We start from the raw sequence: 14397 nt of genomic DNA on the forward strand, positions 1-14397 counted from the left end.
ACTGGAGTAGGTAAATAATGACCAACATCACGAAGAAAAGTCTCATCGCCCTGGGCGTCATGGCCGCTATGGGGTCACTGACACTCAGTACTGCCTTCGCGGCAAATGTGCCCGCCGGCGTGCAGCTGGCCGACAAGCAGGAATTGATCCGCGGTAACGGCGCAGAACTGCAATCCCTTGACCCGCACAAAATTGAAGGCGTGCCGGAATCTAACGTTAACCGTGACGTGCTGGAAGGGCTGGTGATTAACGACGCCGATGGCAAAATTATCCCCGGCGTAGCGGAAAAATGGGAAAGCAAAGAGGGTGGCAAAGTGTGGGTCTTCCACCTGCGCAATAACGCCAAATGGTCAAACGGCGAGCCGGTCACCGCGCAGGACTTCGTCTTCAGCTGGCAGCGCCTGGCCGATCCGAAAACTGCCTCACCTTATGCCAGCTACCTGCAATACGGTCATTTACTCAATGTTGATGACATCATCGACGGCAAAAAACCTGCCGACACCCTGGGCGTAAAAGCCATTGACGATCATACGCTGGAGGTCACCCTCAGCGATGCCGTTCCTTATTTCTACAAGCTGCTAATCCACCCATCCATGTCCCCGGTTTATAAGCCGGTGGTAGAAAAATTTGGTGATAAGTGGACCCAGCCCGCAAACTTTGTTGGCAACGGTGCCTTCAAGCTGAAAGAGTGGGTGGTTAACGAGCGAATCGTCGTTGAACGTAACCCGCAGTACTGGGATAACGCCCATACCATTCTGAATCAGGTGACGTTCCTGCCAATCTCTTCCGAAGTGACCGACACCAACCGCTACCGCAGCGGCGGCAGCGATATGACCTATAACTATCTGCCGATTGAACTGTACCAGAAGTTGAAAAAAGAGATCCCGGGCGAAATTCACGCCGATCCGTACCTCTGCACCTACTACTACGAAATCAACAACCAGAAACCACCGTTTAACGATCCCCGCGTACGTGCCGCACTGAAACTCGGCCTGGATCGCGACATCATGGTGAATAAAGTGAAGGCGCAGGATGAAGACCCGGCCTACAGCTATACTCCGCCGTTTACCGATGGCATCAAGCTGACGCCGCCTGAGTGGTTCGGCTGGTCGCAGGAAAAACGTAATGAAGAAGCGAAAAAACTGCTGGCCGAAGCGGGCTACACGGCCGACAAGCCGCTGACCTTTGACCTGCTGTACAACACCTCCGATCTGCATAAAAAACTGGCAATCGCCGCGGCATCCATCTGGAAGAAGAATCTGGGCGTTAACGTGAAGCTGCAAAACCAGGAGTGGAAAACCTTCCTGGATACTCGCCATCAGGGCACTTTCGACGTGGCGCGCGCGGCCTGGTGCGCGGACTATAATGAACCGACCAGCTTCCTGAATACCATGCTGTCGGACAGCAGCAACAACACCTCACATTATAAGAATCCTGAGTTTGATAAGGCGATGGCACAGGCGCTGGCTGCCGGAGATGAGGGCAAACGCGCCGAAGTTTACGCGCAGGCTGAAAAAATCCTTGATGCCGACTCCGCTATTGTTCCGGTCTATTACTATAAAAATCTGCGGTTAGTGAAGCCTTATGTGGGCGGCTACACCGGCAAAGATCCGCTGGATAACAGCCACGATAAAGATCTCTACATTATTAAACACTAAGTACGACGGGCAGTTCTGCTGCCCATTTAAAGCAATGTCACCGCAGAGGTTCGCCTCTGCGGCTTAGAGCCAGCAGGTACGGGCAATGTTAAAATTTATCTTCCGTCGCTTCCTTGAAGCGATACCAACGCTGTTTATTTTGATCACCATCTCATTCTTTATGATGCGCCTTGCCCCCGGCAGTCCGTTTACCGGCGAGCGCGCATTAACACCGGAAGTCATGGCGAATATCGAAGCCAAATATCACCTCAACGACCCGATGTGGAAGCAGTATCTCAACTATCTTCAGCAGCTGGCGCACGGCGATTTCGGTCCTTCCTTTAAATATAAGGATTACACCGTTAACGATCTGGTTGCTTCTTCATTCCCGGTTTCGGCCAAGCTGGGCGCAGCGGCATTTTTGCTGGCGCTGGTCTTTGGCGTGACCGCGGGCGTCATTGCGGCACTGAAGCAGAACAGTAAATGGGATTATGCGGTAATGGGGGTGGCAATGACCGGTATTGTTATTCCCAGCTTCGTGGTGGCTCCGCTGCTGGTTTTACTGTTCTCAATCACCCTGAAGTGGCTGCCCGGGGGCGGCTGGAACGGCGGGGCGCTGCAATATATGATCCTGCCGATGGTCGCACTGTCGCTGGCCTATATCGCCAGCATCGCCCGTATCACCCGCGGGTCGATGATTGAAGTTCTCCACTCAAACTTTATTCGCACGGCCCGTGCCAAAGGCCTGCCGATGCGTCGGATTATTCTGCGCCACGCGCTCAAGCCCGCACTGCTGCCGGTACTTTCATACCTTGGCCCGGCGTTTGTCGGCATCATCACCGGTTCAATGGTCATTGAAACGATTTACGGGCTGCCGGGTATCGGCCAGCTGTTCGTTAACGGTGCCTTAAACCGCGACTATTCGCTGGTATTGAGCCTGACTATTCTGGTCGGTGCGCTGACGATTCTGTTTAACGCGATTGTTGACGTGCTGTATGCCGTTATCGATCCGAAAATCCGTTACTGAGCAGGGGCTGAAAATGATTTTAAGTAAGAAAAACAGCGAAGCTCTGGAAAATTTCACTGAAAAGTTGGAAATCGAAGGGCGCAGCCTGTGGCAGGATGCCCGCCGTCGCTTCATTCATAACCGTGCGGCGGTCGCCAGCCTGTTTGTGCTGGTGCTGATCGCACTGTTCGTCACCTTCGCGCCCATGCTGTCGCAGTTTACCTACGATGATACCGACTGGGCGATGATGTCCGCGGCCCCGGAGTTCAGCAGTGGCCACTATTTTGGCACCGACTCCTCGGGGCGCGATCTGCTGGTGCGCGTGGCCATCGGTGGGCGAATTTCTCTGATGGTCGGTATTGCCGCGGCGCTGGTCGCGGTGGTGGTCGGCACGCTTTACGGCACGCTGGCGGGCTACCTTGGCGGAAAAACCGACTCGGTAATGATGCGCCTGCTGGAAATCCTCAACTCCTTCCCGTTTATGTTCTTCGTGATCCTGCTGGTGACGCTGTTTGGCCAGAATATTTTGCTGATCTTTGTCGCCATCGGCATGGTTTCCTGGCTGGATATGGCGCGTATCGTACGCGGGCAAACGCTCAGCCTGAAGCGCAAAGAGTTTATTGAAGCGGCCCAGGTCGGGGGCGTATCGACCATGAATATTGTATTGCGTCATATCGTTCCCAACGTGCTGGGCGTGGTGGTGGTGTACGCCTCGCTGCTGGTGCCGAGTATGATCCTGTTCGAATCGTTCCTTAGCTTCCTCGGGCTGGGTACTCAGGAACCGCTGAGCAGCTGGGGCGCGTTGCTCAGCGACGGTGCCAACTCCATGGAGGTTTCTCCGTGGCTGCTGCTGTATCCGGCCGGTTTTCTGGTGATCACCCTGTTCTGTTTTAACTTTATCGGCGATGGCCTGCGTGACGCCCTCGACCCGAAAGACCGCTAAGGAGATAACGATGAGCGTAATTGAACTGGAAACGGTCAGAACATCCGCCAGACAGAGCGAAGCACTGCTGGACGTTAAGGATCTTCGGGTTACCTTCAACACGCCGGACGGCGATGTTACGGCGGTCAACGATCTTAATTTCTCGCTGCGCGCGGGAGAAACGCTGGGTATCGTGGGTGAGTCCGGGTCGGGTAAATCGCAGACCGCATTTGCCCTGATGGGGTTGCTGGCCAGCAATGGCCGGATCGGCGGATCGGCGCGCTTCGACGGTAATGAAATCCTCAATCTACCGGAGAAGAAGCTGAACCGGCTGCGCGCCGAGCAGATTGCGATGATATTTCAGGACCCGATGACCTCGCTGAACCCGTATATGCGCGTGGGTGAACAGCTGATGGAAGTGTTACAGCTGCATAAAGGCATGAGCAGCGCTCAGGCGTTTGAAGAGTCGGTACGGATGCTGGATGCGGTAAAAATGCCGGAAGCACGCAAGCGTATGAAGATGTTTCCGCATGAGTTTTCCGGTGGGATGCGCCAGCGCGTGATGATTGCCATGGCGCTGCTGTGCCGGCCAAAACTGCTTATCGCCGATGAACCAACCACCGCGCTGGATGTGACCGTCCAGGCGCAGATCATGACGCTGTTGAACGAGCTGAAGCGAGAGTTTAATACCGCGATTATTATGATCACGCACGATCTGGGCGTGGTAGCCGGGATCTGCGATCGGGTACTGGTGATGTACGCAGGACGCACGATGGAATACGGCAACGCGCGCGATGTCTTCTATCATCCTTCTCATCCTTACTCGATTGGTTTGCTGAATGCCGTTCCGCGCCTCGATGGCGAAGAGGGCGATACCCTGATGACCATTCCTGGCAATCCACCTAATTTGCTGCGCCTGCCGAAGGGCTGCCCGTTCCAGCCTCGCTGCCCGCATGCGATGGAAATCTGCCGCACTGCGCCGCCGCTGACGGGATTTGGTGAAGGGCGCCTGCGCGCCTGCTTCAAACCGGTGGAGGAGCTGGTATGACAACGGTTGCTGAAAAGAAAGTCCTGCTGGAAATCGCTGACCTGAAGGTGCACTTCGACATCAAAGATGGCCGTCAGTGGTTCTGGCAGCCGCCAAAAACACTGAAGGCGGTGGATGGCGTCAGCTTACGGCTGTACGAAGGGGAAACCCTCGGCGTGGTGGGTGAGTCGGGCTGCGGGAAATCCACGCTGGCGCGGGCAATTATCGGGCTGGTGAAAGCCACCGAAGGCCGCGTAGCCTGGCTGGGCCGTGACCTGTTGGGGCAGACGGCGGATGAATGGCGCGCAGCACGCAGCGACATTCAGATGATATTCCAGGACCCGCTGGCCTCGCTGAATCCCCGTATGACCATCGGTGAAATTATCGCTGAGCCGCTGCGTACCTATCACCCGAAAATGGCGCGGCAGGAAGTGAAGGATCGCGTTAAGGCGATGATGCTGAAGGTGGGGCTGCTGCCAAATCTGATTAACCGCTACCCGCACGAGTTCTCCGGCGGTCAGTGCCAGCGTATCGGAATTGCCCGCGCGCTGATCCTTGAGCCGAAGCTGATAATTTGCGACGAGCCGGTATCGGCGCTGGATGTGTCAATTCAGGCGCAGGTGGTTAACCTGCTGCAGCAACTGCAGCGAGAAATGGGTCTTTCGCTGATCTTTATTGCTCACGATCTGGCGGTGGTGAAACACATCTCCGACCGCGTGCTGGTGATGTATTTAGGGCACGCGGTGGAGCTGGGCACCTACGACCAGGTTTATCAGAATCCACAACACCCCTATACCCGCGCACTGATGTCTGCCGTACCGATCCCCGATCCCGACCTGGAGAAAAACAAAGTCATCCAGCTGCTGGACGGTGAGTTGCCATCGCCGATCAATCCACCTTCGGGCTGTGTTTTTCGCACCCGCTGCCCGATTGCCGGGCCGGAATGCGCCAAAACACGGCCGCTGCTGGAGGGCAGTTTCCGACATGCGGTGTCCTGCCTGAAGGTCGATCCGATGTAAGCAAAGCTCGATCTTTCGATGGTAAAACCCGTTTTGAACTTTCAATGCGGGTTTTTTTTATGTCTCGGGTTAATGCTTGATCTTATCTCGGCAGGACCCTAGTAATAGCGCATCGTAAAGGATTGCAGGAGGTTGTGTGCCGGATTACTGCCAGGGATTGCGCGGTCGCATTTATGCGGCGTTGTTTGATATTCACACCCGTAGCGGCCACTATGCTGAACGGTTTTGGATTCTATCATCGCTGGTGAGTGTGGTGCTGGTATTTGTGGAGTCGGGGACCCCGGATGTGATAGCGAAAGGTGATGCTGAAACCTCGCTGTTTTTGCTGCTCGAGTATCTTTTTACCGCCGTGTTTAGCATTGAATATCTGCTGCGCCTGATAACCTCGCGCCATCCTCTGCACTACGCATTCAGCTTTTTTGGCGTTGTCGATTTGATAACCGCGCTGCCGCTGTATATCTACTTCTTTTGGCCGGAAATCGCCTTACAGTACATGATGGCACTACGCCTGCTGCGTGTGCTGCGGCTGCTGCGTTTGATCAAGGTGCTGCGCTATATCGGCTCTGCCAGCGTCATGTGGGACAGCCTGTACAGCGCACGTAAAAAGCTGATGTTGTTTTTTGGCGTGCTGATTATCCTGCTGTGCCTGTTTGGCGGGCTGATGTACGTGATTGAAGGGCCGGAGCACGGTTTTACCAGCCTGCCGGTTTCCCTCTACTGGGCGACCGTAACGCTCACTACCGTTGGCTACGGCGATATCACACCGCATACCGGGCTGGGTCGCATTGTTTCGTCGATACTTATCCTGCTGGGTTACTCGCTGATAGCCATTCCGACTGGGGTGATGAGTTCGTATATGACTGAGGTCATGCAGCGGCGGCGCAAGCAACGTATTTGCCCGCACTGTAAAGAGTCCGGCCATGAAAACGATGCACAATTTTGCAAAAGCTGTGGCTCGGGGCTACCGCCCGAACCGGATGAAAAAAAGCCCGATTAAATCGGGCTATTTCACAGCGTTACTCTTTCCACAGAATGTGGCAGAGCTTGTGGTCTTTCTCCCGGCAGAGCAGCACGCGGGCGAAAACGTCGGTAATCGGCTCTCCGTCAGCGTCGCCAAGTCCGATCACCACTTCAGAGAAGAAGTCAGGATTGAGGTCAAAATCGACGTGTTCAGCCCAGTCTTCGGCAGGATCGTAAAGCTCCGCGCCGCCGCGTTCTTCAAACTGAAGGTTAAATAAAATCACATCGGCCTGGTCGAGATTATCCACGGCCAGCTCAAGGAAAATATCATAAGCCTGTTCCAGGGTTTCATCTTCGGTAAGACGGTTATTTAAATCCATACTATTTCCTGTTCCGCCGACGGGCGATGTCGTATTTCAATTCCGCTCGTTTTACAGCAATGGGCTGAAGAAGTAAAACAGTCGTTCAACGATGCGCTTCCAGTAAGCACGGCGCGACCAGCGCTGGGCATCAACCAGGCGGGAACGGGCGATATAATCGTCCTGTACGCGGGCCAGATCGCCGCCGAAACCGTCGTCATCGATCACCAGCGTAATCTCAAAATTCAGCCACAGGCTGCGCATATCCAGATTAACCGTGCCAACCAGGCTTAGCTGACCGTCAACCAGCACGCTTTTGGTATGCAGCAGCCCACCTTCAAACTGGTAAATTTTAACGCCCGCTTCCAGCAGTTCGCTAAAGAACGAACGACTCGCCCAGCCAACCAGCATCGAATCGTTGTGGCGCGGAACGATAATGCTGACGTCAACCCCGCGAAACGCGGCGGTGCAGATGGCGTGCAGCAGGTCGTCGCTGGGCACCAGATAAGGCGTGGTCATCACCAGCTGCTCCCGCGCTGAGTAAATAGCGGTCAGCAGCGCCTGGTGGATCATATCCTCCGGAAAGCCGGGACCTGAAGCGACAACCTGAATGGTGTGGCCGCTCTCCTGCTCAAACGGCATGATATTGCCGTCCGGCGGCGGTGGCAGAATACGCTTGCCGGTTTCAATCTCCCAGTCGCAGGAGTAAACGATGCCCATGGTGGTTGCCACCGGTCCCTCCATGCGCGCCATCAGGTCCACCCATTGACCGACCCCGGCATCCTGCTTAAAGAAGCGAGGATCGACGAGGTTCATGCTGCCGGTATAGGCAATATAGTTATCAATCAGCACCACTTTACGATGCTGGCGCAGGTCCATACGGCGCAGGAATACGCGCAGCAGGCTGACCTTGAGCGCTTCCACCACATCGATGCCGGCGTTGCGCATCATTGCCACCCACGGGCTGCGGAAAAAGGCCACGCTGCCGGCGGAATCCAGCATCAGCCGGCAGTGAACGCCGCGACGCGCGGCAGCCATCAGCGATTCTGCCACTTCATCCGCCATGCCGCCGGGCTGCCAGATATAAAACACCATCTCGATATTGTGGCGAGCCAGCTGAATATCGCGGATCAGCGCTTTCATGGTGTCGTCGCTGCTGGTCAGCAGCTGAAGCTGGTTGCCTTTAACCCCGGCAATCCCCTGGCGATTTTCACACAGCTGGAAAAGCGAGCGCGCAACATCGCTGTTGCTGTCGGCGAAAATATGCTGACTGGACTTCAAATCCTTCAGCCAGCGAGCTGTCGATGGCCACATGGTTCGCGCTCGCTCTGCGCGGCGCTTACCAAGATGCAGTTCACCGAATGAGAGGTAGGCAATAATCCCGACCAGCGGCAGGATATAAATAATCAACAGCCAGGCCATTGCGGAGGGCACCGCGCGGCGTTTCATCAGAATGCGCAGCGTAACGCTGGCAATCAGTAACCAGTATCCAAAAACCAGCAGCCAGCTCATCACGGTGTAAAAAGTGGTCATTAAGTGGAAATCCTGTTCACGCTCGAGTTAAGAAGAAGTTTACGTGTTGATGGCAGCTCTGGAAACCTTTAAGGAAATTTTCAACGGCAAAGAGATCGGACCTGGTAACGGGGCAGAAAGGTCTATACTGCTGCGCGAGATTTTTGGCTACATTTGAAGCGACAGATATCAGACCGAGGGTGTAATGAAACGGAGCAGAAATGAAGTTGCGCGCTGGCGCATGATGCGTCAGGTACAGCGTCGCAGGTCACGTTGGTTGGAAGGGCAGTCGCGTCGCTACGGGCGAATGCACTCCTTCCGTCATATGGTCAGTCAGCAGCAACGCCGTTCGATTCTGTTTCTTACCCAGATTCTCTGACTGAGGGGCCTGTTGCCAGAGAGCGTATCCCGGCAATCGGCGTACTCTTCCCGCTCGATTGTCGGCGTGAAGCCGTTTGCGTTCATCATCTGTTGAACACCGTGTGAGGCCTGGCCCACTTCCAGCTTAGCGGGCAACCCGGCACAGACTTATGCCGGGTTGCCCGAATGCGCACTCTCGTCAGGGTTTTGGCCCGAACATCTCCGCCATCTGTTTCTCATCCGGCATTCCGACCACCTGCTGCAGCTCATTTTTATCATTCATATAGTAAATGGCCGGTGTGGCGCTGGCACCGAGATCGTCCATCAGCTTCTGATGTCGCTGGAGCAAATTAAACGTCTCACGCGGTGTGGCACCGTCAAAGTGCGGCAGCTTTTTCCCACCAGACAGCTCGTACTCTTTCCATGCCTGCACCGGGTCCGCCGCGTTGAGTATCGCCGTGGCATATCTGCCGCTCTGCGGGTTGAGGAACGCCACCAGCAGCGTATTCAGCTGCACCTTACCGGCATCTACCCACGGCTGGGCCGCAGACCAGAACTGCTTACAGTAAGGGCAGAACGGATCGGCGAAAACAATCACTTTTCGGGCGGCAGAATCCGGCCCTTCTTTAATCGGATGCGCCGCGTTCAGCGTTTTCCACATCTCGCGGCCCATAGGAACGTAGATCGCCTGCTGGAAATAGCCTTCGCTGAGGTTTTTCCCCTTGTCGTCATACAGATAACCGGAAATAACGTGCTTACCGTCGGGCGTCAGAAACAGCGATACGCCCATATCCTGATACTGGCCAACCCAGCCCTGTAGGCCGCCGGGGGCATCGATCTTTTTGACGATTTTAATGCCCTGCTGGTCGCTGAAGGTTTTGACCACCGGCGGCAGTGCTTCCGCAGAATAAGCCAGGCCGGGAAGCAGGCAGGCGGCAAGTAAGAGAGTGGATTTCATCGATCGCCTCGTCGTAGGAAATTTTGTTGGGGGAGAATGGCGGCCAGAGTGGGAGAAGAATGAGCAGAAAACTTTGTGTACTTTTTTGCGTACCGTTTAAGTTAATCTGCCCACTGGTGTAAATATAATAAACTGAATTTAAAAACGTATTGTTGTTTTAGAAAACTTTTTTGAATGGCTTAACTGCGACCTGCTTATACACGCCGGCGGCGATATAAGGGTCATCCTGAGCCCAGGACTGTGCCGCTTCCAGCGAAGGAAACTCGGCAATTACCGTTGAGCCGGTAAAGCCAGCCACGCCGGGTTCATTGCTGTCTACAGCCGGCATCGGACCGGCAACAATCAAACGTCCTTCATCACGTAAAAGCTGCAAACGAGCGAGGTGGGCAGGGCGAACCGCCGTGCGTTTTTCCAGAGAATCCGCGTGATCTTCAGCGTAAATTACATAAAGCACTTTTAAGCACTCCTGTCGGGAATTGAGATTCGGGCATCACGTTAAGTGATCGTTAACTTTTGTGCAATTAAAAGATAATTCACCCTTGATAAAGGTCAGTTTGTTAAACTTTAAGCGGGAAATCGCGGATAAGCCGTGAGAGGTTGTTGAAACTGATTGCTATTTGCATTTAAACTCGGTGCTTCACATTTTGACCAGAAAGATTATGACGACGCTGACAACATCACTACCACGCCGCGCTCCTTTGCCTCTGCTGATTTCAGTTGTACTGCACGGCTCGGTTATCGCAGCTCTGCTTTACGCTTCATTTCACCAGGTGGTTGATATGCCAAAAGCGTCTCAGCCTATCAGTGTCTCGCTGGTCGCACCGGAAGTGCAGCCCGAACCTGAACCGGTGCCGCCGCAGGTTGAGCCGGAACCGGAGCCAGAACCGGAGCCAGAACCCGTACCGGAGCCGCCGATTCCTGAACCGGTGCCGATTCCTAAACCTGAACCAAAGCCGAAACCTAAACCGAAGCCGGTGAAGAAAGAGGTGGTGAAGCCGAAGAAAGAGGTGAAACCGCAGGAGACGCGCCAGGCTCAGCCGGTAACCAATCCGCAGCCGCCTAAGCCGTCCACCGCGCCGAAGCTGTCTCAGGCACCGTCTACGGCCGTTTCCAGCGGTCCACGCGCGCTAAACCAGAGCAAGCCGGCCTATCCGCAGCGTGCCTTTGCCCTGCGTGTAGAAGGGCGCGTTCGCGTACAGTTTGACGTTGACAGTTCAGGCCAGGTCGATAACGTGCGTATTCTTTCCGCCGAGCCGCGCAACATGTTTGAGCGTGAAGTCAAACAGGCGATGCGCAGATGGCGCTATGAGCCGAACAAGCCGGGTAAAGATGTCACCATGAACATCGTGTTCAAAATCGACGGCGGCAGTAGCATCGAATAAAAAAAGGGCGAAAGCCCTTTTTTTATCAGCTTAAATCCACTACCCGAGAAGTGAGCCAGTTCAGGCCCGCTCCGGGACGGCAGGAGATAAAATCAGCCTTCTGCGGTGAAGTTGATTTTATCTGCAGGAAGTGGCCGAGGTTTACCTTCCGGATCAACCGCAACGTAGATAAATACCGCTTCAGTGGTGCAGTAGCGCTGACCAATCGGCTCTGAAGAGACCTTTTTAATCCACACTTCGATGTTTATGGTGATGGAACTGGTGCCGGTACGGATGCAGCGGGCGTGGCAGCTCACTACGTCACCCACGGCTACCGGTTTCAAAAAGGTCATTCCGTCCGCGCGTACCGTTACCACGCGTCCTTCGGCGATCTCCTTCGCCAGAATAGCGCCGCCCATATCCATCTGCGACATCAGCCAGCCGCCGAAAATATCGCCGTTGGCGTTAGTATCCGCAGGCATAGCGAGGGTGCGCAGCACCATCTCGCCCTGAGGCACGCGTTGTTGTTCGCTCATTGTTTAGCTTCCGTTATTTTTCTTCCTGCTGCGGCATCAGACGGTAGATATAGATGCCGCTCAGCAGGGTAAACAGCAGGGTCAACGCACTCAGGCCAAACACTTTGAAGTTCATCCAGGTGTCCTGAGAAAGCCAGAAGGCAACGTAGATATTTGCCAGGCCGCAGACGAAGAAGAACAACGCCCAGGCAATATTCAGACGACGCCACGCGAATGCAGGCAGCTGGATCTCTTTGCCCAGCATTCTCTGGATTAACGGTTTTTCCATAAACCACTGGCTGAACAGCAGGGCGAGGGTGAACAGACCGTAGATAATCGTGACTTTCCACTTGATGAAGTCAGGATTATGCAGAGCAATCGTTAATGTTCCGAACACCGCGACCAGCGCAAAGGTCACCAGGCTCATTTTCTCTACTTTACGGTAGATAACCCAGCCTGCGGCCAGGGCGACGGCAGAGGCGACGATCAGCGCGCCGGAGGCGACAAAAATATCGTACAGTTTATAAAAAACGAAAAAGACCACGAGGGGAAGAAAGTCGAGTAACTGCTTCATAGCGGCTTCCAGTATCAGACCAGTACGTAATGAAATCATCCAGTGAATGCCTCTGTCGAGGCAATCATGGTTAATTAGCGTAACAACATATATAAGCGGGACAGGTAAATAATCAACAGCGCTGAAACCAGGTTACTCAACCCGTTTAGCAGCACCGAGGCAACGTTTGCCGGCAGCACGGTCATGGATGATGCCATCAGCAGCACGATCAGCTTGGCAACGATCCACAAAAGCACCGCCGGAGCGACCAGCTTCATATGCCCCCAGGCCAGGCGCATACTGCCGCGCATGGCGCCAAACACGCCAACCTTCTCATTCACCAGCAGCATCGGCGACAGAGAAAGCGTCACTGCCAGCAATAAACCCGGCACCACCAGCACCATAAAGCCCAGCTGGATAACCAGCGTCATTAAGAACGTCAGCAGCAGCAGCGACAGCAGCTTTGGCGCGGACGCACCAATAGCGCGCAGGGCGCTGACGTGCTGGCCGGAAGACGCCATCGGGATCAGACTCAGCATTCCACCCAGTAGCAGGGTATTGCCAATCAGCGCTGCAAACGTTCCTGCCGCAGAAGCCCGCAGCAGAACCTGCTGCTGCTCCGGCGACATATTCTGCACCATTTCCATCAGGCTGGTGGCTGAACCGGCTGCACCATCATTCAGGATCGACATCTGATCGGCATCCGGCGTCAGCCCGTGACCTATCAGCACGGAAATAAACGAGGTCAGCAGTGCCATCAGCACAATGGTCAGGATCTGATGGCGGAAAAAATTCCCCGTGTCACGGTATAGCGAAGCCGCCGTGATAGACATGTAAACTCCTTGAAAAGCCGATTTTATAGACCGGGAGATTGTACATGTTCCTGTAGGGTGCTGGCACTCAGATTGACATAACTTTCGATTAAAGAAGGTTTTACCGGGGTAAACAGGGGCGACAGGCCATATTTTGCCCGCGCACGGTCACAGGCTTCGTTATAAATGCCATTTTCACCGGACATATCAAACTCCCGGCAGGGTGTTGGACGCTGTTCATAAATGCCGCAGGAGACGCAGCTGCCAATCTCGCCCTGTAAAGCCACACAGCGCGGGGCACGATCGTTGGTACCGCGCATATTACGCATAAAAAGGTTGAGGGGTTCGGTCAGATCAACCGGCACAACGCCGCCGCCGTCTTCAGCTTCTGACCAGTAAAAAGAAACGCGAAACGTACCGCAGCACGCGCCGCAACTGACACAAGGATTAAGAGTATCGCTCATCTGATTGCCCGCCCCTCCTGAGGCTTCGAACCAAAATCACATTGAAGGAGAATAGAAAGCTAAGGCTTCCAAAAAAAATGGTCAATCGGATTTTTCGAATACCGAAATCGTGGGAAATTGATCTAAATCAAGCCATTGTTTTATAAGAAGAATGAAAAAAATGATTCGCATGACCTTTCCAGTAAATCAGCGTAAATATGTGTCCTGATATCGCACAAGTCCTCGCAGTAGGACACAGATGTTTACATACGATTTTAAATTTAAAAGGAGTGGTCATGAAACTGAGAGCATTAGCACTGGCTGTCGTCACCCTGTTACCGGTCGCCGCATCGGCACATGAAGCAGGGGATTTCTTTATGCGCGCGGGTTCCGCCACCGTGCGGCCTACCGGCGGTTCCGATAACGTCCTCGGCCTCGGCGAATTCGATGTTAACAACAACACGCAGCTGGGGCTGACCTTTACCTATATGGCTACTGACCATATCGGTATTGAGCTTCTCGGTGCGACGCCGTTCCGCCACAAAGTCGGGCTGCGTGCCACCGGTACACTGGCGACCGTGCACCAGCTGCCGCCAACGCTGATGGCACAGTGGTACTTTATGGGTAACACCAGTAAATGGCAGCCGTATGCCGGCGTGGGTGTGAACTACACGATGTTTTACAACACCGATTTCAATCAGACCGGTCGCGATGCGGGCCTGAGCAATCTGAGCGTGAAAAATACCTGGGGGGTTGCTGGCCAGGTGGGTCTGGACTACCAGTTGACCCCTGACTGGATGATCAACGCCTCGCTGTGGTACATCGACATCAATACCAAAGTACGCTTTAACGCCGGGGAAGAGCGTCAGAGCATTGACACCCACGTTAACCCGTTCGTGTTCTTCTTTGGCGCAGGTTACCGCTTCTAAGCCCGCTCAACGAAAAAAGGCGCG

The 14397-nt window shown here is 54.4% G+C and carries 17 protein-coding genes; 9 read left to right on the plus strand and 8 right to left on the minus strand.

The window, feature by feature from the left end:
- Positions 1-17: 17 nt before the first annotated feature.
- The 6 genes from oppA (at position 18) to JOE09_RS00635 (ending at position 6608) form a co-directional block, all read left to right on the plus strand.
- Entirely contained in the window at positions 18-1658 is a 1641-nt protein-coding gene (gene oppA / locus JOE09_RS00610) for an oligopeptide ABC transporter substrate-binding protein OppA (protein ID WP_205064410.1), read from the plus strand.
- Between the two features lie 85 nt (positions 1659-1743).
- On the plus strand, positions 1744-2664 hold the full coding sequence (oppB, locus tag JOE09_RS00615; protein ID WP_105595222.1) for an oligopeptide ABC transporter permease OppB: 921 nt from the start codon (positions 1744-1746) through the stop codon (positions 2662-2664).
- 13 nt (positions 2665-2677) lie between these two features.
- Positions 2678-3586, plus strand: coding sequence for an oligopeptide ABC transporter permease OppC (oppC, locus tag JOE09_RS00620; protein ID WP_105595221.1), 909 nt, complete (start codon positions 2678-2680; stop codon positions 3584-3586).
- 10 nt (positions 3587-3596) lie between these two features.
- Entirely contained in the window at positions 3597-4613 is a 1017-nt protein-coding gene (gene oppD, locus JOE09_RS00625) for an ABC transporter ATP-binding protein (RefSeq protein WP_200559609.1), read from the plus strand.
- Positions 4610-5611 carry a murein tripeptide/oligopeptide ABC transporter ATP binding protein OppF gene (gene oppF, locus JOE09_RS00630; RefSeq protein WP_205064411.1) on the plus strand — a complete coding sequence of 334 codons (1002 nt, stop codon included), beginning with the start codon at positions 4610-4612 and terminating at the stop codon, positions 5609-5611. Before oppD ends, oppF begins: the two co-directional genes overlap by 4 nt.
- A 136-nt stretch (positions 5612-5747) precedes the next feature.
- The gene (locus JOE09_RS00635) at positions 5748-6608 is read left to right on the plus strand and encodes an ion transporter (protein ID WP_205064412.1); all 861 of its coding nucleotides are present in this window, start codon (positions 5748-5750) and stop codon (positions 6606-6608) included.
- A 19-nt stretch (positions 6609-6627) separates the two neighbouring features.
- Here JOE09_RS00635 and JOE09_RS00640 read toward each other — a convergent pair whose 3' ends face one another.
- Together JOE09_RS00640 and cls are read right to left on the minus strand one after the other, a co-directional pair.
- Positions 6628-6951, minus strand: coding sequence for an HI1450 family dsDNA-mimic protein (locus JOE09_RS00640; RefSeq protein WP_105595217.1), 324 nt, complete (start codon positions 6949-6951; stop codon positions 6628-6630).
- Positions 6952-7002: 51 nt separating this feature from the next.
- Positions 7003-8463 carry a cardiolipin synthase gene (cls, locus tag JOE09_RS00645; protein ID WP_205064413.1) on the minus strand — a complete coding sequence of 487 codons (1461 nt, stop codon included), beginning with the start codon at positions 8461-8463 and terminating at the stop codon, positions 7003-7005.
- A gap of 184 nt (positions 8464-8647) precedes the next feature.
- On the opposite strand from cls, the gene JOE09_RS00650 reads away from it, so the two are divergent.
- Positions 8648-8821 (plus strand): YciY family protein, encoded by a 174-nt coding sequence (locus JOE09_RS00650; RefSeq protein WP_205064414.1) that lies wholly within the window; start codon positions 8648-8650, stop codon positions 8819-8821.
- Positions 8822-9001: 180 nt separating this feature from the next.
- On the opposite strand, the gene dsbG is transcribed toward JOE09_RS00650, so the two are convergent.
- Together dsbG and JOE09_RS00660 are read right to left on the minus strand one after the other, a co-directional pair.
- The gene (dsbG, locus tag JOE09_RS00655) at positions 9002-9760 is read right to left on the minus strand and encodes a thiol:disulfide interchange protein DsbG (protein ID WP_205064415.1); all 759 of its coding nucleotides are present in this window, start codon (positions 9758-9760) and stop codon (positions 9002-9004) included.
- 157 nt (positions 9761-9917) lie between these two features.
- On the minus strand, positions 9918-10214 hold the full coding sequence (locus tag JOE09_RS00660; protein WP_105595214.1) for a YciI family protein: 297 nt from the start codon (positions 10212-10214) through the stop codon (positions 9918-9920).
- A gap of 205 nt (positions 10215-10419) precedes the next feature.
- Here JOE09_RS00660 and tonB point away from each other — a divergent pair, with 205 nt between their 5' ends.
- On the plus strand, positions 10420-11142 hold the full coding sequence (gene tonB, locus JOE09_RS00665; protein ID WP_105595213.1) for a TonB system transport protein TonB: 723 nt from the start codon (positions 10420-10422) through the stop codon (positions 11140-11142).
- A gap of 92 nt (positions 11143-11234) precedes the next feature.
- Here the strand turns inward: tonB and yciA are convergent, their stop codons facing one another.
- The 4 genes from yciA to JOE09_RS00685 all read right to left on the minus strand — a co-directional run bounded on the left by yciA (position 11235) and on the right by JOE09_RS00685 (position 13465).
- Entirely contained in the window at positions 11235-11657 is a 423-nt protein-coding gene (yciA, locus tag JOE09_RS00670) for an acyl-CoA thioester hydrolase YciA (RefSeq protein ID WP_105595212.1), read from the minus strand.
- A gap of 13 nt (positions 11658-11670) precedes the next feature.
- A complete protein-coding gene (locus JOE09_RS00675; RefSeq protein WP_200543774.1) occupies positions 11671-12210 on the minus strand; it encodes a septation protein A in 540 nt (179 codons plus the stop codon).
- A gap of 74 nt (positions 12211-12284) precedes the next feature.
- Entirely contained in the window at positions 12285-13022 is a 738-nt protein-coding gene (locus tag JOE09_RS00680; protein ID WP_205064416.1) for a YciC family protein, read from the minus strand.
- 23 nt (positions 13023-13045) lie between these two features.
- Positions 13046-13465 carry a YkgJ family cysteine cluster protein gene (locus tag JOE09_RS00685; protein ID WP_205064417.1) on the minus strand — a complete coding sequence of 140 codons (420 nt, stop codon included), beginning with the start codon at positions 13463-13465 and terminating at the stop codon, positions 13046-13048.
- Between the two features lie 275 nt (positions 13466-13740).
- On the opposite strand from JOE09_RS00685, the gene ompW reads away from it, so the two are divergent.
- Positions 13741-14373, plus strand: coding sequence for an outer membrane protein OmpW (gene ompW / locus JOE09_RS00690; RefSeq protein ID WP_205064418.1), 633 nt, complete (start codon positions 13741-13743; stop codon positions 14371-14373).
- The last annotated feature ends 24 nt before the right edge of the window (positions 14374-14397 follow it).

Source organism: Pantoea coffeiphila (genome assembly GCF_016909495.1).
In the GTDB taxonomy this organism is placed as follows: domain Bacteria; phylum Pseudomonadota; class Gammaproteobacteria; order Enterobacterales; family Enterobacteriaceae; genus Erwinia; species Erwinia coffeiphila.